Genomic DNA, 24,835 nt, shown 5'->3' with positions numbered 1-24,835 from the left:
TTAATTTTCTTTCAGTTCAATGATTTCGGGTGCTTCAACAAAACCAAAAGGAATATGGAAATAAGTGTCGGTCCATAATTTGGCCGGAGCACCTTTCTTTCTTCGTTCGTACCAGTCGGAATCGCCCCGTGGGTCGGGGAATCCACCCAGGCCGGTAAAGGTTTTGGGCCCTACGCGGGTCATTTCACCCCGTTGTTGGTGGTGGGGTCCCAAGAGGTTTCGCAGCGAATTGTAGAGTGTCACTTTCAGCTGATTGCTGCCTTCGCGCACAAAAGGGCTGATGTTCACTTCAAAAGGTGACCACACCAGGGTGTCGACGGCCTGCCCGTTCAGTTCAACAAGCATTACGATGGCTTCGGTATTGGGGAAGCGCAACAGGAGGTCTTTGCCATCAACATCGCTGGTCAGGGTGAATTCCTGGCTGAGTTCAAAACCTCCCGAATAAAAGGGATAGCCTTCGGGCGTGAGATCACCGGTAAATTGTGAATTTTCGGCAGCGAGCTCAAAACTGCCAAAGCCATGCGCCGGGCGTGGAATGAAAAGCCCCGTGTTGTTGCGATGGGTTTCATGCAATACACTGTGTGCATTTCCGCTTACGGCAAAATCGCCTAACAGGTATATGCTTTCGAGTTCGCTGCCATAGCGTATTGACTGAATGCTGCTGGTATCGACGGGAGCCAAAAAATCGAGCTCCATTTCAACGATGTTTTTTCCGGCTTTGACCCATTCTTTTACATCGGCCACCGGAAACTGGTGATCGATGAAGAAATTCTGTGTGTCGAATTTCAGTGCTTTTCCATTGATGTTGATCGAATTAAACATCCATGCTTGCTCTACCGACAAAGCAATATTGGAAGGAAGTGCGGCCACCTCGAAGGTATAGCGCAGTTTTAGTTTCCCGTTGTATTGTTTATTGGTGAGCTGTTGCATAATGGCTATGACCGGTTCGGGCTCGCTCCAATTATTTCCGGCAGTTGCGTAACTTGCAAAGTCGAGCGTAAGGGAGTTGGGTGAAAGGCGTTTGCCTTCCCATTTGTTGTCGAGCTGTTTTAACACGGCCTGCTTTTTGTTTTCAGGGTAGGGCTGAGTGTTCAGAGCATTCCGGCTCAGTTTTCCGGTGGTAATCCACACGGAAGAAGAGGCCGGAAGATGAAGTTCTGCCTGTTCCTGGTGGTTGAGTTGGATTGTAAAACACTGTCCTGATGAAGGATCCCATAAAACAGGACGATCATTCAGGCTTTCACTTTGTAAGGTAAAGCGCATGGCCTGTGTGTGACTGGTATTGTAAAGCTGAATCAGTTCGCCTTCTTTGCTGTACCTGACCTGAGTCCATATTTTTTCAGGTGCTTCGCCTTGGATGTTTATTGGCGGTTTTACGTAAGCCGAAATTTGTTCCTCAAAGTGCTTGGGATCAATTTTTACAGCAAATTGTTCAAGCTTTTTAAGCCGGGCTTCCGCGGGCAGTCCATCGATATACTGCGGCAGACGGTGGGTGTAAAAAATATTACCTCCCTTTTCGTCCAAGGCTTCCAGCAAAGCAAAAGTTGAGGCCCTGATGGTAAGCATATCGGGAAGAATGACATTGGGGTAGCTCATTTGCCCTATTTTGATCTGCCTGTTCTCTGTTAAAGCAGTATCGGCCATGATTTGTTCGTCGCCAATGTCGTAGTCGTAGTGAGCATTCTGCAGAGCATTCAGAACTTCGAGTTGCTGAGCAGTAAAATCGCCATCGTCATCTCCTTTGGCATATTCGCTTTCAAGCGGACTAATGACCAGAAACTGAGGCCTGGGTTCGCCAATTGTGGTGGCGTAGGCCAGACGTGCCATGTAGTCTTCTATTATTTTATTGTACGACCAGTAGGGCTGGTGGTAGGAGAAGGTCGGCGGATAGTCGCGTTTACGAAGGCCCTTCAGACTGTAAGCCGTAAGGTGGGGCACATAATGGTTAATGCCCAGTACGGCATGCCAGCCTGTAAGCCATTTGCGGTCTTCGAAATTCATGTTATGACCGGTAATTCCGAAAAGTTCGCTCATGCGCCGGGGCGTTCCAAACTGATTGGCCACACTGCTTAGCCGTCGTGCAGTTAAAAGCCGTCCTTCGATGGTGAGGCCCAGGTGGTCGATGCCGGGAACCTGCATGTTGCGGTAATGCAGCATGGAATTACCGATGCGGTCGCGCACCTTTTCAAGGCCGTCCTCGCCCAGAAAATGACCGGTAAAGTTAAAGCCCTGTGCAGCACAATAAGCGGAAATTTTCTTCGAAAAATTTTCTTCGAACAACAAGGCGACAGTTCGGTAATAGTGCAGGCGTACTTCACGCCAGTTGGCTTGTTCTTCAAAAAGTAGTTCAATTTTATTGACGAAGGGGTAGCCCCACAGTTGTTCAAATTTTTCAGGCAGGGCCGAAGAGTAAGTGTAAATTCCCTCATGCGGTGTGCTGCGATCGAAATAGCGTGCATGAATGTGCGGTTCGTCGCTGAATATCGACGGGGTGTAGCGGCTTTGCAGCTGTTTGTATTTTGAAAAATAAAGCTTGTGTGTGCTTTGCAGGAAGGAGTCAACCACCATGGGGTTCATCAGGTCGACCCAGGCTGTTCCGTTGAAAATCGGATTTCCCATTGGTGCTGTATGAATGATGTAATGGTAGTGGTCGTCTGATTTTATGATTTCGGCGCCTGCCGGAAGCCTGGTGTTTTTGCTGATACGTGCCAGCGATTTGGCCCGAAAAGCCTCGCCCATACGAGGAATACTACCACCGGCATAACCACTGGGCCATTTGTCTTCGTCGTAGAAACTTGCTTCGAGTCCCAGTTTGTTGGCTTCGTCCACTGCGGCATCGATGGCCTGCCACCAATCGTCACCCAGGTATTCGGTCAACAAACCGTCGCGGCTGTGGAGGTAAAAGCCGCCCATGCCGGCCTCGGCAAACGAGCGGATTTGTTCTCTGAGTTCTTCCGGGTTGAGGCTGTCGTTCAGTGAATAAAACGGAAACGACCGGTAGCTGGCCGGCGGGTTGGTAAAAGTAGCATGCGAAATGGTTTGATCGTACGATGCGCCTTCCAGCTCTTTGTTATTTTTGCATGACGATAAGGTGCTTATTGCAAGCAGAATAATCAGCAAAGGGCTATTGGTATATTGAAAGAACTTTTTCTTCATGGTACGATTTTATTTTATGGTCACAGCTTCCTCACTTACTTCGTCACTTTTTTGATGAATTTTTTCAATATGAAGGTACACATTATTTTGAAGGAAAATGTCGCGACTTGCAGCACCCTTACTGCTGAGAAAGAGCGGAGTGGCTGTTGTTTGAAAACAGGAATGGATGAAAGCCTGTTGTACATTGTTCAGCTCGATGAGGGGCCGGTCGGTCTTGGGTGTGTTGCTGCTCAGTCCGTCGATTTCGAGCATGCTGGTGTTTTCGGCTTTTAAAGCCGGCCCGGTTTTAGTATCGATATTTACATTGTGTAGTTCAATTCTGTTGGCTTCGCTCATGGTGATTCCCAATTCGCATTTTAGCTGAATGTTGCTGAATGAAATGTCGTGAATGGGAAGTTCTTCGAGTCCCAGCAGAAATACTGCCTGTTGGGCGGTACCTGTCATGTTGCTGATGTGGATGTTCCTGAATGAGGGGGTGCGTTCTGATACCGGTTCGTATTCGGTGGTGTGGTATTGCATGTTCAGTTTGATGGCTTCCTTTTTCAGGTTTTTCACCACAATATTGCTTACGGTAATGTCTTCGACTACTCCGCCACGGCCACGGGCCGATTTGATCCGAATGCCCCGGTCGGTGCCTTCGAATACACAATTCGAAATGGTCACTTTTTTTACATCGCCCGACATTTCGCTGCCAATTACCACGGCGCCATGGCCTTCGAGCAGGGTGCAGTTGGTAATGGTAATGTTTTCGCAGGGAACAGCAGTTTTTCGTCCATCCCTGTCTTTGCCCGATTTGAGTGTAATGCAGTCGTCTCCCACCGAAACGTAGCAGTTGGCGATGTGCACATTTTTGCATGATTCAGGATTGATCCCGTCGGTGTTGGGAGAGTCGGGATTGATGATGGTGACTCCGTCGATGGTAACGTTCTGGCAGTATTGCGGGTTGACAGTCCAGAAAGGAGAGTTGGTGATGGTGATTCCTTCGATGCGAATGTTATTGCAATGCAAAAACTGAATAAAAGGAGGCCGGCAAAAGCCGCGGTCGATCATGCCCGGGATGTCGGGTTTGAGCACATCGGGGTTGGCTTCATGGAACAGTTGCTGCCATTTCGATTGGTAATCTTTTGGTTTGGCGTAGAGTGTGTGGTGGAAATCCCACCAGGCCTTGCCCTGACCATCAATTTGTCCGCGTCCGACGATGCTTATATTTTCGGCTTCCCAGGCATAAATGAGCGGAGAGAAATTGTTTACATTGGTGCCTTCCCAGCGCGAGGGAATCATGGGCAGATAATCGTCGAAATTATCGGAGAACTTCAGCACTGCCCCTGCATCAAGGTTCAGTGTTATGTTGCTTTTCATGTGTATGGGGCCTGTAAGATAAATTCCTGCCGGAAAATAAAGTGTTCCGCCACCTTCTTTTGCCAGTTCGTCAATGGCTTTGTCGATCATGGTTTTTACATTTGTTTTACCCGTGTTGTCGGCACCATAATCCATGATGTTCAGGGTGGCGTACGAGGAAGTGAAGCTACTTATCAAAAGGAAGAGGAGTGTGATTTTTTTTGTCAATATTTTCATTTCGAAAGGATTAATTGTTTACATGAGAGCAGTAGCTGTCGCCATCAGCCGATTTCAGTCTATATAACGGTAAAATGAAATCTGATTGCAATGATAGTACAAAAAAACAAAGTTTCCAATGAAAACGATTACACGAATATGCTCTTCTTTTGGGGTTGTAAATAAGTTGCTAGTTATTAATGACTAGGTGTGCATTCAGATGGGGGTCGTATTGCTGGTGTCTGATTGATTTATTTGAGAAGAAAACTTAAAATTGATAACGATTACATTGCATTCCTGAAAATATATCTTTACTTTTACTGACATTATTTTAGATCAGGTGTTTTTTGTGATTGAAACTGAAGGAAATCAGCGCTGGGCAAAATAAAAACATTACCGAATTGAAGAAAGGTTTACGACCTTTTAACGGATAGGAACTATGGCAAGCATGAACGATGTTGCGAAACGGGCCGGGGTATCTGTGGCTACTGTTTCGAGGGTGCTTAATAACAGCAACAGTGTAAACGACGAAACAAGGGCCAGGATACTGAAGGCAATTAAAGAGTTGAAGTATCAGCCTAGCAGGGTGGCCAAGCGACTGAGGTCGAAGAGTGTGTCCAGTAACTTGCTTGGCGTGCTGATTCCGGATATTGATAATCCTTTTTATGTTGATGTTTTAAGGGGGATTGAGGAGGTAGCCTATACAAATAATTACGCCATTATTATGTGTAACTTCGGTCAGGACGAGAAGAAGGAAAAACTTTATCTCGAAATTTTGCAATCGGAGTCAATCGATGGTTTAATTGCTGCCCCGGCAAGTGAAGATGACATGCAGCTTAAAAAGATGGTAAATGACGGCCTGCCTGTGGTATGTGTCGACCGCGGCTTAAACGAAACGGCGGTGGATGTGGTGCTTGTAGATAATGAAAGAGGTGCTTATCTGGCCGTTGATCATTTGGCAAAGTCGGGTTTCCGGCGCATTGCTTACATTGCCGGTCTGGCAACCATTCCGTCGAGCCGATACCGCGAAATGGGTTACCGCAGGGCATTAACAGAAAACAACATTGCCTACGATCCGAATCTGGTGAGGTATGGTAACTCAAAACACCAGAGTGGTGTTGAGCTTTGTGCCGAGCTGCTCAGGCTGGATAATCCGCCCGATGCAGTTTTTACGGGGAATAACCTGATTACCCTGGGTGCGCTCGAAACCATTCATCATAAGGGGCTTAGTATTCCAGGTGATCTGGCCATTGTGGGTTTCGACGATATGTATTGGGCAAACTCACTGAATCCGCCCCTGACCGCCGTAAGACAACCGGCAATGGAAATTGGTAAAAGGGCAGGTGAGTTGTTGCTTCAACGAATCGTAGACCCTACACGCGCCCCCATTCAAATGATGTTGAACGCTGAACTAATTATTCGTAAATCATCCTGACAGCACTCCATTTTAAATAACAATAAATGTAAACGATAGCATGAAATTATTTAGATATGAACCATAAATAAAAGAAAAACAGAAAGATGTAAAGTGTAAACGAAAACACCTATTAACTAATCGCGTTTAATTGCGCTAATAACAAATTGGAAAATTATGAAAACTTCTACTATGAAATTACTTGCACTGATTTGTGTTCTGGTCACTGCGGGTTTATTTAATGTTAATCAGGCACAGGAGTGGAATATCAGCAGTGATGCCTTCAATGCACTGGGAGATATCACAGAAACGGTCACGGTTGATGGTTTAACGATTTATGCATCAGCCGATAAAAAGGTGACTGTCGATGCCAATAATAAGTCGGTCGGAGACCTTTCGTTTACGCATCGTCTGAAATTGGGCGGTAGCGGTAGTTTAAGCGAAGGAGTTGCCGAAGCACGGGTTGTTGCCTTTGATGTGGATGGAAATTCCAGCATTACTGTGGCAGCCATGTCTTCGAGCAGCAGTGCCGATCGAGAACTGCTCATCGTAAACGCCGGTACCGGTGATACCCTTGCTGTATTTCCAGCAATGGGAGCCGCCCTTGGTATGGAAACCTACGAGTATACAGGTGATGCCACCACAATTTATATGTACTCGCCATCGAGCGGAGTTAATGTTTATTATGTGAAAGCCGAAGCAGCCGGCCCTGCCGAAACGGTACTGACTCATTCCTACACCTTTGAGGATGGAACAGCAGCCGATGTGGTTGGTGGTTTAGATGGTACCTTACATGGTGAAAAAATTACGATTGCCGACGGAAAATGTACCGTTTCGGGTGCAAGTGCCAAAACCGACGGTTACATCTCACTGGATGCGGCAGCATTGGCATTGAATACCTATAATGCCATCACCATAGAAGCTTACCTTGAAACATTCAATGTAGCAAACAGTTCATACACCATGCTGGCTTATTTTGGCAACAATACAGGCGGTAACAAATGTTTTTGGATTCAGCCGACCCGCAATGGTAATGAAACACGCATTGAAACCAACAATGGTACCAGCACAAAAACGGCCGCATTGAGTGGTACTGAGCTGGACGATGGAAAACTTCATCATGTTGTAGCCATTCTTTCGCCCGATGCGTTGAAGTATTATATCGATGGCGTATTGGTTGCTGAAACAGCAACCGAAGGTGATTATATTAGTACCCTGGATAATCAGGTTGCCAATATTTTTAAAGGTGCAGACAGCTGGGGTGATCCAAACTACAATGTTTCACTCGAAACTTTCAATATTTACAATGGCGAGCTTGATGAAGCAACAATTCTTGAAAGCTCACTGCAATATCTTGGTGGTTCAGATGCCCGTCTGGCTTCATTATCCGTTGATGGTAAAATGTTGTATCCCGAATTTAAGGCTAGTACCTTTGAATATGTCGTGCCGATTGAAGAAGGAACTACTTCTGCAACCATTGCAGCTGAAGCAATGATCACCGCTGCTACAGTAACTGGTACCGGAGTTGTTGACATCCAAGGGAGCCTGGATACTGCCATTGTAAGTGTGGTATCGCAGGATGAAACCACTACACTTGACTATACAATCATTTTCCGGGTTGTTGAAGATCATGATTTTGTTCCTTTATATGCCGATCTGGATAATATCATTCCTGACCCCGAAATGACCGATGTTGCTTTGTATCAGGGCTGGGGTAAAAAGGCAATTACCTATACCGAATCCTATTCAGGATTGTCGAGTATGAAATTTAATGCGACTACCAATGGCTGGCCCGATGGAGCTGCATTAGATGTCAACCCGGTTGCATGGGAAGCCAATTCGATTTACCGGGTACGTGTAATGTACAAAACATTGGACGGAAGTGTGGCAATGCTTGCCAAAGGATCTTCGAACATCTTTCTGATGCCGATGCCGCATACCAACGGCGAATGGGTTGAAATTGATACAACCTTTCAAACCGGGAATAATCCGGGATCAGCATTTATCTCCATCAACAATGTCGATGCTGCTTCAACCGGGAAACTGGTATTTATCGATAATTGGGAACTTTACAAAATCGACAATGTAAAGAATGTTGCCTATGTAACGCTTGATAAAGAAATGACAGGTGTGGGAGCCACCCAACCTGATAACGACCCCATCATTCAAATGTTGAAGAATGATAAAAACATTAAGCTGGATGTTAAGGTGGTCGCCGCTGATTCAGTTTTCGATCTGAGTACTTATGATGCAGTGGTTGTTCAGGAAAGTTTTGGTTCGTCGGTAGACATTCTAAAACCCGGTGGCACCCTGGGAATGGCCAATATCCCGGTACCTTTTGTGTATAACAAGGTATTTGCGATGAAGTCGGGTCGTGGTTTTACCTCAGGTGATGGTAGTGGTGGCGAACAGCCCTATACATTGTATATGAAGGCTGGTCCTGAAAATCAGGCAAACGCTTTATTCAATGGTATTACCTTTGATGGTGACTCTGTCCAGCTGATAAAAACCGTATCGAACGATGCTGGCGACGGAACTGGCGATAAGGCAACCAAGGCACTGCAGTATGCAGTAGATGTACCAATTTCGGTTGAAAACACACTGCTTGCCAATGGTGTCAATGATCCAGCCAATGTGACTGTTTTCATCAATGACATTCCAGCTGGTGCCAGCATAGGTTCTGAAACACTTCAGGCACGAATGATTACCCTGGCGATGAATTTTGGTGCCATATCGAAAGACGGTGGTGACAATTTAACCGATGCAGGCTTAACATTATGGAGAAACGCAGTGTATGCAGCCGCTGGTCTGGATATCCCAGCCTATGGTATTTCCAACTCAGCAGCTATTGAGAGTATTACTGCTTCAGCCGGAAAGCTGGCTTACGATTCAAATGCCGATGCTTATCAGCTGACATTACCACGAGGTACCAGCAGTGCCACGTTAAGCGTTCAAACTGTTTCAAAAGATGCAGTTGTCACTTTGCCGGCAATCAATGTTGCCAATGGTGAAACTAAAGATTACGAAATTGTAGTTACCGCTCCGGTTGGTGAAACTACAATGACTTATCCTATTACCGTGCACAGGCAGGCCGCGATTGAGATCCTTTACGTGAGCGGAGGAAATGGTGTTTACAGTGCCTCGAAAGCTTTCGATACCAATGTATACGATGCTTTGGTTGAAGCAGGTTACTCTGTAACGCTTGAAAACAAATTGGCCCTTAACGTCGAAGGATTTGATTATACTCCTTATGCCGGTCTGGTAATTGGTGGTGGTGTTGGATCAAGCTGGGTAAACAGTTTTGCAAAAGACGGTTATCCTGTTCCTTGTGTATCGATGCAAAATGACGGACCCAAGAACAACAAGTGGGGTTGGATCAACGATAAGAATGCTGCTCAGTTTAAAAACATGAAAGGGGCAGATGCCTATGATGTTGAGACAGCAAAAATGAAAATTCTGAACAATCAGCATCCTATCACTGCTGAATATAGTGTCGATCAAATGATCCAGTGGACACTTGGAACTGCTGATTCAGCCGACTGGGCCGGACAGGAAATCAAGTCGTACAATCTGTCAGACAGTATTCCTGAAGCCATCCAACTGGCCACCATACCTGCCAAAGATGGTTCGCTGTACCCAACCATGTGGGCAGTACCCGCAGGTACTTCGGTACGCTCGTTGCAGGCCGATAATACCTATGCAAGGGTTGAAACAGGCAGCAATGTTGTTTTAATGTACTTGTTTAATAATGGCTTATTGTATGCATCCGATGATTTTGGAGCACTATTGACCAAATCGCTGAACTGGGCAATGACTGCAGGTGTTGAGGTGGCAATTGATGAACTGACAGCATCTGTTGGAACCTTAAATTACGATTCAAATGCCGAAGCCTATAGTTTGGTCCTTCCGGCCGGAACAGCAAGTGCTGAATTAAGTGCTACCGTTGCCAATGGAGTAGACGTTACATATCCAACAATCAATGTAGCCAATGGTGCCACTGAGAACTATGAAATTGTAGCCTCAGCCCTGGGTGGTGTCGTTTCAAAGAGCTATCCGATTGAAGTTCATACACAAGCTGCAGGCGAAATTCTGTATGTAAGCGGAGGAAATGGTGTTTACAGTGCCTCGAAAGCTTTCGATACCAATGTATACGATGCTTTGGTTGAAGCAGGTTACTCTGTTACCATGGCCAACAAACTGGCACTTAATGTCGAAGGATTTGATTATACTCCTTATGCCGGTCTGGTAATTGGTGGTGGTGTTGGATCAAGCTGGGTAAACAGTTTTGCAAAAGACGGTTATCCTGTTCCTTGTGTATCGATGCAAAATGACGGACCCAAGAACAACAAGTGGGGTTGGATCAACGATAAGAATGCTGCTCAGTTTAAAAACATGAAAGGGGCAGATGCCTATGATGTTGAGACAGCAAAAATGAAAATTCTGAACAATCAGCATCCTATCACTGCTGAATATAGTGTCGATCAAATGATCCAGTGGACACTTGGAACTGCTGATTCAGCCGACTGGGCCGGACAGGAAATCAAGTCGTACAATCTGTCAGACAGTATTCCTGAAGCCATCCAACTGGCCACCATACCTGCCAAAGATGGTTCGCTGTACCCAACCATGTGGGCAGTACCCGCAGGTACTTCGGTACGCTCGTTGCAGGCCGATAATACCTATGCAAGGGTTGAAACAGGCAGCAATGTTGTTTTAATGTACTTGTTTAATAATGGCTTATTGTATGCATCCGATGATTTTGATGCCTTATTGACCAAATCACTCGATTGGGCCATCAATTCTAAGGCATCTGTCGTTGAAGAAGGTGTTTATTATAACATTGTACAAAAAAATTCCAATCTTGTGATTGGCGCAGATACTGATCCTGTAACACAACCTGCAGTTATGACTGCTACAGGCGCTAATGATCAGGCATTCCAGTTTATTCCTGTTGAAGGAAAAACTAGTACCTTCTATATTAAAAATGCTGAAGGTATGTATCTAAATAAAGCAGGAACAGATAATTGGACTACGCTTCTTTCTGCCGATATCAATGGCCTTCTTTCAGAATGGGTATTGAATGGAACTGATTTAAGCAGTGTAACATTCCAAATTGTTGATAACCTTGTAAATATAAGTGCAGCAAAAAGTTACCTGAGTACTAACGAAGCTGCCAGTGGTGAAAATCTTTACTGCGATAAGCCAGCTCAGGCTGTAGGAAGTAATGGCGAATTTATGTTGGTTCCAGTTGAAATTTCTGGCGGAACCAAAAAACTGGCCTATGTTACTTACAATAAAGAAATGGATGCTACCGCAGTACAACCCGACAATGATCCGATTATTCAGATGATGAAAAATTATCCTGAATTTGAAATGGATGTAATGGTTGTCTCGGCTGACTCCGTATTCAGTCTTGATGGATACGACCTGGTTGTTGTTCAGGAAGGATTTAGTTCAGGTGCAGCTGTATTTACACCAGGACATTCGCTCGCATTGGCCAACTTTAAAGTGCCTTTTGTTTATAACAAATCATATGCACTGCGTAATGGTAAAGCGGTAGTTTCAGGTGGTGGAACAAGTGGTGAAATTGCCGGAACAGCTATTTCGGTTCCTGCTGCAAGCCAGTCGCACGAACTCTACAGTGGTATAACATTTACCGACAATGCCTTCAATGTTTTCAGATCAACTGCTGCCGACAACGGTTCAGCCGGAACAAAAGCATTGAACTATACCTACGGTTTGACGATCAGTGATGCAGGTACTTTAATCGCAACTGCTACTGAAATTACGGATGCGAGCAATGTGGTATTTGTAAATGATATCCCTGCTGGTACCGTTGTAGGTGATCAGACACTTCAGGCACGCATGATTGCCATTTGCCAGAACTTTGGTGCCATTAGTGCCAACGATGGTAAAAACATGACTGACGAAGGGCTTACCATGTGGCGTAATGCCATCTTTATGGCCGCCGGTCTTGAAGCTCCTGATACACTTTACTCAACTGGCGAAGTAGTATTGTCGTCGGATGCCACCCTTGCCACACTGACTGTTTCAGCCGGAGAACTTTCTCCAGCCTTTGCAGCCGATGTTACTGAATACACCGTGAATGTACCCACCGGTACTACTTCGGTCGATGTTGCAGCAACAGCCAATCATGCAGCAGCAAGTGTAAGCGGGACAGGTTCAGTTACTCTGCCTGAAGGCGGAACCAGCGTAGACCTTGTTGTTACTGCCGAAGATGGTTCAACCAAAACCTACAAAGTAACCTTTACCATTGGTGTAGGTTTTGGCTCGTATGGAATGAATCTGGCGCTTTATCCAAACCCTGCAAGTCAGGTATTGAACATTAGTGGAAGTGAAATTAAGCATGCCGAAGTTTTCAACTTGAGCGGAGCAAAAATGAAGGTGACCATGCTTTCAAATTCTCAGCTTGATGTTTCAGAGCTTGAACGCGGTAGCTATGTGTTACGTGTTTATGGCACGAACCAGCAGGTAGCTGTACTTAAATTCAACAAGCAATAAGTTGCTGCAATAAAAGCAGGAAACAGATTAAATACTACAGGTGGGTCTTCGGGCTCACCTGTTTTATTTTTCACCTGTGTTCAAAATAAATGGAAAAACAGCTGTAAAAGAACGATTACAGAAATAATTTTATATAAATTTGAGAAGTGTTGTAAAAGTGTACATTGCTGTGTGTAAACGATTACATAAATTAGCACTTTAAAGTACTTAAAGGATTGAAGTGGTACGCGGGGTACTTGCCCTGTTGTAATGAGTTTTAACTGCTCCTGAATGCTTCACCTTACTGGTTTTTTAGATGAAATCAATGAAATAATGGAAGTATGGCTTTCACCTGTGTTTTGCGTTTTAATCACATCAATAAAAAGATAAAAATATGAGAAGGAAGTTAAGTTGGGGGACGACTGTGTTTGCCATCGTCCTGTTGTGTACTTCATTAGGAGTGAATGCACAAAATACAAGTGCGGGAACAGGTTGGGGCGGATTAAATCCGAGTGAAGCGCTGGTGATTAATGAAAATTTTCAGGGATTTGAATTTTTTCATTCGGATGAGAATCCTGATCAGGGAAACAGCAGTCATGCCCTTAATGAAGAGAGCGGTGAGATTGTTTATAATTACAAAACAATGGAAACGTCTGTTGTTGTCGATGGTGCCACCATCAAATATCAGTTTATCGAGTGTGCTTTTGCTCCCGAATGGTCGACGGCATACGCCTTTAAAAATGAGACAGAGAACACCGAAGGCGTTTCAAATGGTTTCGTTGAAATCAGTCGATTCGATACCATTTATTCACAAATACATACCGCTCGTGGTTATGTGGTAGTCGATCTGAGCGAAATGGAGTCGGTGGAGATGATTCAGTACTCCCATTCAAGTACCGGTGGAAACAAAAGGGGAGTCATGGTTGAATTCAGTGTCGACAAAGGAGAAACGTGGGATACGTTGCGCTATCAGCCGGGAACCAACTATAATGCAAGTTTTACCAAAGACCCGTTTTCACTCGAAAAAACAGGCAATACTTATAGTTGTGATCCCAGTGCTTATGGCATGTTGTGGGAAGATGCCATTTATTGGTACGACGGCAACTTCATGCTTCGCTTTGGAGAATGTGGCGGACAAACCGTTAGGTTGCACGATTTGAAAGTGTACGGAACAGCCGGCAAATCAGCAAGGCCTCAGCTAAGGGGGCAAGCCATTCAGATGAAATTGATTGATAAAACAATTCACTTGTCAGAAAAGGTTGAAAGGCTTGAGGTCTACTCTCTTGCCGGGCAAAGGGTATTCACTGCCTCCGAAGTTTCCAGCCAGGAGTTAAGCGCCTTGCAAAGTGGTGTTTATTTTGTACGTGCCCTTAATAATGGAAATGTATATTCTGAAAAAATAATGTTTAAATAGTCGTAGATTTTAAATTTTTTGGAAGCCCGGTCATTAAGCCCGGGCTTTTTCAATTTTACTCCTGCCTGTTTTTTTACAAATAACACTTTTTTGCAAATTTTTTAGCTGTCGATCATCGGTCATGGTCCGTGCATTTCCACTGGCTCAGGCAGGTGGTCTGCCTGTCGTGCATTTTTGAAATAACGTTTACATTTTGAAAAATAATTGTATATTTGTAAATATCTAATACATTGGGACTATTGCAATGAAAACGATTACATAATATTATCATTTATTTCATTGTTACACAGAGTTGAATCCGAACGATTTATGTGTCCGTCCCAGGCTAATTAAAAGTGATCATAAAAGACGGAAATAGAAAATGAATCAGATAAATTTTTATCATCCGGCAAAAGTGGCAATTGGGAGTGGTTGTTTTAATCAACTTCCGGCTGACTTGCATGCTGTTGCCTGCAAAAAAGTGTACCTGCTCACCATTCCAGGGCTTTCAGAATCAGTGAACTTACTTTCTTCTGAACTTCAGCAACTGGAGGTTGACTTGTTGGCAGATACCTCCTTGTCGGCAGAGCCCACCTTTTCGGATGTGGAAAGCATTACTGATAAAGCACGGGAGTTTGGAGCCGAAGCGGTAGTTGGCCTTGGAGGAGGAAGTGTTATGGACACTGCAAAGATGGTAGCTGTTATGCTTACACAGCAGGGCAATCCTTTACAGTATGCCGGTATTGGTAAGGTTCCCGGCCGTTCGGTATGGCTGGGCTGTATCCCAACTACCGCCGGAACAGGCAGCGAAGTGTCGCCTAATGCCATCTTTCTCGATCAGGCCGACATGGAAAAGAAGGGGGTGATCAGTCCTTTTCTGGTTCCCGATGCAGCCTATGTCGATCCCGAGTTGACGGTGGGCGTTCCTTCGGCTGTAACAGCGGCCACCGGACTCGATGCACTGACTCACTGCATCGAGGCTTATGTGAATAAATTTGCTCATCCTGTAACCAATTTATATGCATTGGAGGGAATCCGGCTCATAGGACGGAGTCTGGTAAGGGCCTGCAATAATGGAAATGATCTGGAAGCCCGTGCCGACATGCTGGTGGGCAGCATGTATGGAGGAATTTGCCTTGGACCGGTCAATACCGGTGCAGTGCATGCCTTGTCCTACCCTTTGGGAGGAAAATTTAAAGTGCCCCATGGTCTGGCAAATGCCCTGCTTCTGCCTTATGTAATGCAATTCAATCTCGAAGCTCAGACCGAAGCTTACGCCGGGATTGCGATTGCCCTGGGGGCCGATCCCGATCAGGCCAGCCAATCGCTTGCACAACAAAGTGTAGCATTGGTCAATGAACTGATCAAAGCCTGCAAGGTGCCTTCGCATCTGAGTGAAATTGGTATCAGCAGAAATGACTTCGACGGAATGGCCGATGTGGCCATGAAGGTTGATCGTCTTTTGAAAAATAATGTTAAACCGGTAAGCCGCGAGGATGCTCTTAAAATATATGCCGATGCCTATTGATAAACAAGCAGAAGCAGAAAAAGTGAGAGGAGTGGTGGTGCCCATGGTAACGCCCCTTGATGCACAGCATGAAATTGAAACAGATAGCGTTCACCAACTGGTCAGGCATCTGCTTGAGGCACATACAGCGCCTTTTGTATTGGGGACAACCGGAGAGGCACCTTCGCTATCACTTCGTTTGAAAACACGGCTTGTGAGTGAAACCGTAAAAGCAGCAGCAGGTTGCATGCCGGTGTATGCAGGCATTTCGGGTAATTCACTTGAGTTGTCGATCGACGAAGGAAAACGTTTTGCTGATTTGGGAGCTGATTTTCTGGTTGCAACGCCCCCTGGCTATTATCCGCTAAAATCGGTTCAGCTGTTAAGATATTTTGAAAAACTGGCAAGCTCATTACCGCTTCCACTGATATTGTACAATATGCCGGCTACCACTCAGTGTTCACTCGATGTGGAATTGATTGAAAAGCTTAGCATGCATGAAAATATTATAGGATTGAAGGATTCGGAACGAAGTGATGAGCGGATTGTGCAGCTTTCAGGATTATTTGGGGGCAGAAACGATTTTTCGCTCCTGATTGGTTGGGCAGCCCGTTCTGTCGAGGCCTTGCAGGCAGGTTACCGGGGGATCGTACCAAGTACGGCCAACCTGATTCCCGAAGTCTATTCCCAAATGGTGCAGGCAGTGGCCAATGGCCACTGCACCAGGGCAATCAAGTTGCAGGAGTTGACCAATCAGGTCGGTTTGTTGTATCAAAAGGGACGCATCCTCAGCGAATCGATACCTGCACTGAAGCTTTTGTTGTCGTTCAAGGCATTGTGTGGCCCCGATGTAATGCCACCCATGTACCGCCTCGAAAAAGACGTGGAAGAAAGCATTGAAAATGAAATGAAAAAGATTTTGGAAAATAGCACAGAATAATGACAGTAAAAACAACATACAAACCCATACTTGCCATTACCATGGGCGATCCTTCGGGCATTGGTCCCGAGATCATTGTCAAGGCTTTTGGGCAAGGCAAACTATTTGAAAGATGCCGGCCGCTGGTAACAGGCAATGCCAGTATCATCGAAAAGGCCATTGCGCTTACTGCTTTGCCTTTGAAGGTGCAACGGATTCAGAATATTAAGGAAGCCCGCTTTGAGCAGGGATTCATCGATGTATACGATCTGGAAATGGATGCACCCGAGCAGGTTCCTTATTCCAAAGTGAATGCCGCTGCCGGCGACATTGCTTTTCGTTCGGTGGTGAAAGTCATCAATCTGGCAATGGCAGGAGAAGTGGACGCTACCGTAACAGCACCCATTAACAAAGCAGCGATTCATGCTGCAGGGCACCTTTTTTCGGGCCATACCGAAATTTATGCCCATTACACCAATACCAGTAACTATGCCATGCTGCTGGCTGACGAGAAACTGAAGGTAATTCATGTAAGTACCCATGTTTCTCTTCGTGAAGCCTGTGACAGGGTAACAAAAAAGCGGGTGTTCGATGTTACTGCCCTTTTGAACGACAGTTTGAAGAAACTGGGCATTGAGCAGCCGCGCATCGGCGTGGCAGGGTTAAACCCCCATGCCGGCGATGAAGGCCTGTTTGGAAGTGAGGAAAAGGAAGAAATAGCACCGGCCGTTGTTATGGCCCGCGAGCAGGGCATCGATGCCCTGGGCCCCTATCCTCCCGATACCCTGTTTTCATTGGCAGCCGGTGGTCGTTTCGATGGCTGTGTGGCCATGTATCACGATCAGGGCCACATTCCCTTTAAAATGGTTGGCTTTGTGTGGGACGAGGAAAAACAAAGTATGAAAAGTGTTAAAGGTGTCAATATTACCCTGGGTTTGCCCATTATCCGTACTTCGGTCGATCATGGGACTGCCTTTGAAATTGCAGGGAAGGGAATTGCAAGCCCCGATGCCATGTTGTATGCCATCGATTATGCACTATTGCTGTACAAAAATTTATAAGAAGATATGATTGCTGTAATTGCAGATGACTTTACAGGAGCTGCCGAAATTGGCGGAATTGGATTGAGAAGAGGACTGAAGGTAGCTATCGAAACCGAAGTGGAAAACTTCGAGAACATCGATTTATTGATTATTGCCACCGATACCAGGGCGATGGACCCTCAATCGGCCATGCTTCATATTGATAAAGTTACCGAAGCGCTGCTAAGAAGAATAAATCCTGAATTCATTTTTAAGAAGATCGACTCCGTATTGCGTGGAAATATTGTTGAAGAACTCAGGGCTCAACTCAGTGTTTGTGATAAGAAGCGGGCCCTGATTATTGCCGGAAATCCTCATTTTAAAAGAGTGATCAGAGACGGCATTTACTATGTGAATGATGTTCCGCTGGCTGAAACTTTCTTTGCTGCCGATCCTCAATATCCTATCAGCTCATCTCACGTAAAGGAAATACTGAAGAATGACCTGGAAGAAATTCAGCTGGTATCGGTTGACAAACCGCTGCCGGACGAAGGACTGCTGTTTGGAAATGTCATCGACGAAAAGGAAATGGAAGCATGGGGAAAAGTAGCTGATCAGGAAACCTTGTTGGCAGGAGGGGCAGGTTTTTTTGAAACACTGATCAAAAAGTACTATCCCAACATTGTGAAGGATGCTGAATACAAATACCGTATGGGTGAAAAAACCCTCTTTGTTTTTGGAAGTACCTTTCCTAAAAGTGAAAAGCTCATCGATCAATTGTCAGTGTTGGGCATGTCGATTATTAACATGCCTGAAGCGCTGTATCTAAATATTGACAAAGATGAGTCGGCTTTGAATACCTGGGTAGAGCAGGTGCTTGAGAAACTGTTGCTGAATCAGAAAGTGATCGTTACCATCAACCATCAACCCAATGAAAAAGCTCCGCATGGCGTGGTGGTAAAGGAAGTAGTTGGAAAGCTGATTAAGCGGGTAGCCGACCGTGTAGCCATCGATGACCTCCTAATTGAAGGAGGCGATACGGCCTCAGTCATCTTAAAACATTTGGGGATTTCACGGCTCTATCCCTTTAGGGAACTGGGGCACGGTGTTATACAAATGAAGGTGGAAGATTTTCCGGAATTGTGCATTACAACCAAACCGGGTAGCTATTTTTGGCCAGAAGAAATTATTTTAAACGGGAATACACAATTCCGTCAAACGCATAAAACCGCTAACTAATTTATGGAACAAGTAGCTAATTTACACATCATCGATTACCTGATCATAGGTGCCACCTTTCTGCTTTCTTTGGGAGTTGGTTTTTGGTTTGCCAAAAGACAAAAGGATACCAAAAACTACTTTACGGCTAAAGGAAGTCTTCCTTCGTGGGCCATCGGTATTTCAATATTGGCCACACTCATCAGTAGTGTTACCTTTCTGGCTTATCCGGGCGAAGGTTTTTCATCAAACTGGATCAGGCTGGTGCAGGGACTGATGGTACCCATTGTTTTGGTCTTTTTCATAGGTTTTGTGGTGCCGCTTTTTCGGCGGGTCATCGGGCTGAGTGCCTATGAGTATTTCGAAAAACGCTTTGGTGTACTGGCACGTATTTACAGTTCACTGGCTTTTGTGCTGACCCATTTCTCCAAAATGGGAACTGTTTTCTTCCTGATTTCGCTGGCGCTGTCAAAAATGATAGGAATTGAAACGACCACCATCATTTGGGTGATTGGTGCAGTAATTATTTTACTAACCATGCTTGGCGGTATCGAGGCGGTGATCTGGCTTGATGTAATTCAGGGCTTGTTGCTGATTGTCGGCGGTGTTATTGCCCTGCTCATACTGCTGTTTACTCCCGAGGGAGGACCTGTAGCAGTATGGAATGTTGCCATGGAAAACGGACGAATTGGTTTCGGCCCCTTCGACTGGGACTTTGTTAACCTTACTTTCTGGGTAATGGCTATTAACGGGGTGTTTTATGCCATCCAGAAATATGGTACCGATCAGACCATTGTGCAACGTTACCTTACAGCGCGTACTGATAAAGATGCTATCAAAGCATCGCTCACCGGTGTTTTACTCAGTGTTCCCGTTTGGGCACTGTTCATGTTTATCGGAACGGCCCTGTTTTCCTATTATCAGCTTACCGGGCATGCACTTCCACCCGATGTGCGGGCCGATGCAGTATTCCCCCTGTTTATTATGAATCATTTACCTGTAGGGGTGGTGGGCATCATTATCTCGGCACTCATTGCCGCTGCTGTTTCAAGCCTCGATTCCGACCTGAATTGTCTTTCGGCCATCTGTGTCGAAGACTACTACATGCGCATCCATCCTAAATCGAGCGAAAAGACCAAATTGTTTTTCAGTAAGCTATTTGTGGTGCTTGCCGGACTGGGTGCAATATGGGTAGCCCTGTTTTATGTGAAGGCAGGCGACAGCAAGGGAGTGCTCGGGATTGTATTTACCCTTTATGCCATTTTCTCGGGAGGCATAGCGGGAATGTTCCTCCTTGGTATTTTTAGTAAACGCGCCAACCGCCAGGGGCTCAATGTGGGCATTGTGGCAAGCATTTTGTTTACAGCCTATGCGGTGCTAACTTCAACTGTTTTCAATCTGAATGACGAAAGCAGGTTATTGCTCGATTTGGGTAATCTTAATTTCTCACATCACAAATACATGATTGGTGTATACAGTCATGTGGTGCTCTTTGTGGTTGGCTATATAGCCAGCCTGTTCTTTAAAACCGAACAAAGCGACGACGAGATCAAATCGTTGACTTATGCGGGTTATCTTGAGTTAAAACGAAAAAGTAAACTTAATTCCTAATTTTTAAATACAAATACTATGAATGCTAAAAATTCTACTTTGAAATTTATGTTTGCAGTTGCTTTTTTAGTAGCTGCCAGTTGGGGTGTAAAAGCCCAGGACATGGGTACCGGTACCGGATGGGATAATCTGAACCCATCTTCACCCCTGGTGCTTGATGAAAAATTCACCGATTTTGAGTTTTATCATAATGCTCCGCACACCAATGCTTCGAACAGCAAGGATGTGGTGGATGAAACCACTGGTGAAACAACTCCTGCCAATATTGGTGGAGAGAAAAGTGTGAACTTCCTTAATTCAAATGATCAGGTAACCTACACCTGGGACTCATGTGCTTTTGCTCCTGAATGGGGCGTGGCTGCATCGCTTACCGGCGATGGTGAGGTAGTTGATCCTGATCCTACTACTCCCAACGTATCGAATGGTTTTGTGGAAATTGCCCGCAGGGGTTATGGTACACTGGCAGGAGAATTCATTGTCGATCTGCGTCAGCTCAGTTATGTTGAAGGCATTCAGTATACGCACTCAAGTTGTGGTGGAAAACGACGTGGTTTTATGATTTTATTCAGCCTCGACGACGGTGCCAGCTGGGATACTTTGCGTTATCAATTGGGTGATCACTACAGCCTCAATTTTACCAAAGATCCTTTCAGCCTGAGTAAAACTCCCAATGACATTAACTGTACACCTTCAGCCAACGGTATGCTCTGGGAAGACGGAATTTATGCCGAAAATGTAATGCTGAAATTTTCGGCAGCAAATGATGTCGAGCCTCAGGCAGTTCGTATTCACGACCTGAAAGTATACGGCGACCTGAAAGTGAGTTCAGAATCGATGAAGCTGAACAAACTGGAACTGAAGTATTTCAACAAGGCCATCAGGGTTAATACCACAGCCGACCTTGCTGTTTATTCAATTACCGGAACGCTGATTAAGTCAGCCAGCCAGGTAAACCAGCTGTCAACCCACGATCTGGCCAATGGTATGTATGTGGTGAAAGCCCGTGCAGGCCAAAAAGTAACCGCTCAGAAAATTGTAATACGATAAGTACCTGCAACAACGGTGCCCTGCCTGCAGGGTGCCGTTTGTTTACTCTTCCGGATTAAAACCCGGTATATCACGATAGTCGCTGAAAGCACTTCGTATTTTAAGTTCATTTAATGAATAGATTTTAAAGCCCCGACAGGCAAGCAAAACCATGAGAACACAAAATGCAGCTGCTCACTGAAATCATTCGGGCCTTGTAAGAACTAAAAACCTAAAAAACGTACGGTAATGAATCTACGTAAAAACATTTTAAAAGGTCAACAGGCAGTGCGGACAGGAAGAAGCCGCATGCTAATGCTGCTGACCTTTGCACTCCTCTCAGCCTCTTTACTGCATGCGCAGCAAGCAACGAAGATTACACTCACCGGCACAGTGACCGATGAATCGGGTGAGCCGCTTCCCGGGGTCAATGTGGTGGTAAAAGGAACCACCAATGGCACGGTGACCAACCTCGACGGCGAATATTCCTTTGTGGTGGCTCCCACCGATTTACTGATCTATCGCTTCATTGGTTTTAAAGAACAGGAAATTGCCGTTAACAAGCGCAAAAACATTAATGTAGTGTTGTACACCGATGTAACCGACCTCGACGAAGTAGTAATTGTTGGTTATGGCGAAGTAAAGCGGGAAAACCTGCTGGGATCGGTGTCGAGCATGTCGTCGAAAGAAATTGAAGATATTCCGGTAACCAACCTTACCAATCTGCTTGAAGGCCGTTTGGCGGGTGTTTCGGTTTCGCCGGCACAGCCCACCGGTAACCCGGGGGCAACCACACGGATTAAAATCAGGGCCGAAACCACTTTTGGTGAAGCGGGAGGTGGAGCCAAGGATCCTTCGCCACTTTACATTGTCGATGGTTTTGAAGTAACCCAGGCCGAATACGATGTACTCGATCCTTCGGAAATTGAAAGCTTCTCCATCCTGAAAGATGCTTCGGCTGCCGTATATGGCAGTAAGGGAGCCAACGGAGTCATCCTGGTGAAAACCAAGCGGGGACGTGAAGGAAAACTTCGCATCAGCTATTCGGGAAGTGTGGGGATTTCAGATGCCACCACCCAAACTGAAATGCTCAGTTCGTATGACCATGCACGCATGCTCAATGCAATCAAAGTAAACGACCCGGAGTGGAACGTAATCAGTGATGCCGAGTTGAACGAACTGAAGAATCATAACTACAACTGGCTTGATGAAGCCTGGAAAACCGCAGCCGTTACCCGTCACACCATCAATGTTTCGGGGGGAAGTGAAAAGGTACAATATTTTGCGGGTGGTTCATTTGTATACAATGGAGGAAACTTCGACGACATGGGTGTGGGTAAACACTCGTACCGTATGGGCTTTGATGCCAACGTTGTGAAAGGACTTCAGGCTGCAGTAACCATTTCGCTCGATAGCCGCGATTTTACCCGGCCATACATTGGCGCTACCGGTACCAATACCATGCAGGGTATTTTTGAACAACTGCTTCAGGCGCCCCGATGGACCGTTCCTTATATCGATGGAAAAGCAGTAAATATTGATGGATACAACCCATTCGCCATTTTTAATACCGAAAGCTATAAGAAGAATGTCGATAAGGGCAATACGCTTAATCTGCGTTTAAGCTATGAATTTGAAAAAATCAAGGGTTTAAGTGCATCGGCCAGTTTTAGCCGTCGCGAGAATCATTACTATTCCAAAGAATACCGTATCCCCTATGAGCTGTATAATTTTCTTCCTAAAGGAGATTACAGACTGCTGTTAAGTAATCAGCTGGATGAAAACATAGCGGGTGGACCTGTGGCAACAATTACCAATTCCGATCGTATCAATGAGTCGTATAGCTATGGTCAGCGTTATCAGCTCAATGTGAATTTGAATTATAACCGAACCTTTGGAAAACACAAGGTCGCATCGTTCCTTACTTATGAGCAGGCGGAGAGCAGTGGTTACGCTTTTGGAGCCACCGCCGAACAAATGCTGATTTACGGCATCCATACTCAGAATGCCTTCAACTCAAAAGGAGCAGCTACCACCGACGGAACGATGAATGAAAGCGGTGATCTTGGCATGGTAGCCCGTTTGAATTATTCCTATGATGATAAATACCTTTTGGAATCGACCGTTCGCTACGAAAATACCGTCAAATTTGCTCCGGGATACCGCTCGGCAGTCTTCCCCGCAGCATCTGTCGGCTGGATTGCTTCGAACGAGAATTTCATGAAGGATCATCTGGCTTTTATTAATTTTCTAAAAATAAGGTATTCAACCGGTTTGACCGGATACAATTCAGTAGGAAATTATGAGTATCTGCTTTCGTATGGTCCTTCCACTATTGCCTATCTGTTTGGTGGATCTCCGGTAGGAGGTATGGGCATTGCAGGTAAAACCGACGTGGTGAGTACGGGCGTGACCTGGGAAAAGTCGTTCATGAACAACCTGGGTTTTGATTTCAAATTTCTGGAACAACGACTGAGTGTGTCGCTCGATGCTTATTATACTTATCAGTACGATATTCTTGACAAGCAAACCACCATTTTCCCCGTGACCTCCGGAATTGATGAAATGCCGAGTGAAAATATCGGGCGACTCGAGGCCTGGGGCTACGACATGGAACTGGGATACAACGGTGAAATTAACAACGATTTCCGTTGGAACATCAAGGGGGTCTTCTCCTTTGGAAGCAACCGCATTCTTGACCGTCCAACCGATAAGCAACCCAACGACTTCCGTTATCCGATCGAGCAGAGCACTTTTGCAGCAGGTCGTGAGGAAGGATATATTTCCAACGGCATTATCCGCACCCAGGAACAACTCGATGCCATCAATGCCGAATGGATCGAAAAATGGGGACACCCCTACACCATTGGAGGTGAGACCGATTTATTAGGAGCCATTTTTCTGCAGGACATAGGCCGTCCCGGTGATTTGTCGGCCGGCGAACCCCCTGTGGTTTTCGAGCCCGATGGTAAAATTGATGTGGAAAACACCATTTCTTCCGATAAAACCTATGTCGAAAGGGTGAACGATCATCTTGTGTTGAAAAATCTCCTCCCATCGAATATCTCAATGGGAGCTACCTATAAGGGCGTAAAATTTAGCATGCTTTGGGGGATGTCGTATGGAATTACCAATAAGGTGGTCGACAAGCTGGCACGTACCGTACCCACCGAAAGTGAGAATGCCCCGGCATTCTGGGCCGATTACTGGACTCCTGACAATACCGATGCAGCTTATCCCAATCCACGTTTTGCCGAATACAATCAGCTGGTATCTACTTTCTGGATGCGTGATGTTTTTCAGCTTCGCTTGCGCAACATCAATGTTTCGTACAACATACCAGCCGATCTTTCGCGTAAATGGGGCATCCCCGATCTGCGTATTTTCTTTGTGGGAAGCAATCTCTGGACTCCCATCTCTACCTTCGATTATAAAGAAGATGCCATTGCAAGGTTCAATACCTATCCTTTGTTGAGAACTTTCAGCTTTGGTGTAAATCTTAAAATATAAGAGC

The 24,835-nt window shown here is 45.5% G+C and carries 12 protein-coding genes; 10 read left to right on the top strand and 2 right to left on the bottom strand.

The genetic code is table 11. The features are described 5' to 3' along the window. Positions 1 to 3,156 (bottom strand): type 1 glutamine amidotransferase family protein, encoded by a 3,156-nt coding sequence (locus tag FHS86_RS14475; protein WP_429415119.1) that lies wholly within the window; start codon positions 3,154 to 3,156, stop codon positions 1 to 3. A 9-nt stretch (positions 3,157 to 3,165) separates the two neighbouring features. After that, positions 3,166 to 4,731: a glycoside hydrolase family 28 protein gene (locus FHS86_RS14470; protein WP_429415116.1), complete on the bottom strand. Its 1,566-nt coding sequence runs from the start codon at positions 4,729 to 4,731 to the stop codon at positions 3,166 to 3,168. A gap of 418 nt (positions 4,732 to 5,149) precedes the next feature. Here FHS86_RS14470 and FHS86_RS14465 point away from each other — a divergent pair, with 418 nt between their 5' ends. The 10 genes from FHS86_RS14465 to FHS86_RS14420 all read left to right on the top strand — a co-directional run bounded on the left by FHS86_RS14465 (position 5,150) and on the right by FHS86_RS14420 (position 24,831). Then, a complete protein-coding gene (locus tag FHS86_RS14465; RefSeq protein ID WP_429415114.1) occupies positions 5,150 to 6,145 on the top strand; it encodes a LacI family DNA-binding transcriptional regulator in 996 nt (331 codons plus the stop codon). A 171-nt stretch (positions 6,146 to 6,316) separates the two neighbouring features. Continuing rightward, positions 6,317 to 12,646 (top strand): cadherin-like beta sandwich domain-containing protein, encoded by a 6,330-nt coding sequence (locus FHS86_RS14460; protein ID WP_429415111.1) that lies wholly within the window; start codon positions 6,317 to 6,319, stop codon positions 12,644 to 12,646. A gap of 373 nt (positions 12,647 to 13,019) precedes the next feature. Beyond that, positions 13,020 to 14,039, top strand: a complete 1,020-nt coding sequence (locus FHS86_RS14455) for a T9SS type A sorting domain-containing protein (protein WP_429415109.1) — start codon at positions 13,020 to 13,022, stop codon at positions 14,037 to 14,039. Positions 14,040 to 14,400: 361 nt separating this feature from the next. Continuing rightward, complete coding sequence (locus tag FHS86_RS14450) at positions 14,401 to 15,546, top strand: iron-containing alcohol dehydrogenase (RefSeq protein ID WP_429415106.1); 1,146 nt, start codon at positions 14,401 to 14,403, stop codon at positions 15,544 to 15,546. Then, a complete protein-coding gene (locus FHS86_RS14445; RefSeq protein ID WP_429415103.1) occupies positions 15,536 to 16,465 on the top strand; it encodes a dihydrodipicolinate synthase family protein in 930 nt (309 codons plus the stop codon). Before FHS86_RS14450 ends, FHS86_RS14445 begins: the two co-directional genes overlap by 11 nt. After that, positions 16,465 to 17,505 (top strand): 4-hydroxythreonine-4-phosphate dehydrogenase PdxA, encoded by a 1,041-nt coding sequence (gene pdxA, locus FHS86_RS14440; protein ID WP_429415100.1) that lies wholly within the window; start codon positions 16,465 to 16,467, stop codon positions 17,503 to 17,505. Before FHS86_RS14445 ends, pdxA begins: the two co-directional genes overlap by 1 nt. A 6-nt stretch (positions 17,506 to 17,511) precedes the next feature. Then, the gene (locus tag FHS86_RS14435; RefSeq protein ID WP_429415097.1) at positions 17,512 to 18,705 is read left to right on the top strand and encodes a four-carbon acid sugar kinase family protein; all 1,194 of its coding nucleotides are present in this window, start codon (positions 17,512 to 17,514) and stop codon (positions 18,703 to 18,705) included. A 3-nt stretch (positions 18,706 to 18,708) separates the two neighbouring features. Next, positions 18,709 to 20,295, top strand: a complete 1,587-nt coding sequence (locus tag FHS86_RS14430) for a sodium:solute symporter family protein (protein WP_429415094.1) — start codon at positions 18,709 to 18,711, stop codon at positions 20,293 to 20,295. A gap of 18 nt (positions 20,296 to 20,313) precedes the next feature. After that, positions 20,314 to 21,342, top strand: coding sequence for a T9SS type A sorting domain-containing protein (locus FHS86_RS14425; protein ID WP_429415091.1), 1,029 nt, complete (start codon positions 20,314 to 20,316; stop codon positions 21,340 to 21,342). Between the two features lie 228 nt (positions 21,343 to 21,570). Further along, positions 21,571 to 24,831, top strand: a complete 3,261-nt coding sequence (locus FHS86_RS14420; protein ID WP_429415088.1) for a SusC/RagA family TonB-linked outer membrane protein — start codon at positions 21,571 to 21,573, stop codon at positions 24,829 to 24,831. The last annotated feature ends 4 nt before the right edge of the window (positions 24,832 to 24,835 follow it).

It is taken from the genome of Roseimarinus sediminis, from assembly GCF_050433125.1.
Classification (GTDB): Bacteria; Bacteroidota; Bacteroidia; order Bacteroidales; family Prolixibacteraceae; genus Roseimarinus; species Roseimarinus sediminis.
Note: the sequence above shows the minus strand (reverse complement) of the source record. Positions and strands in the feature narration are given on the sequence as shown.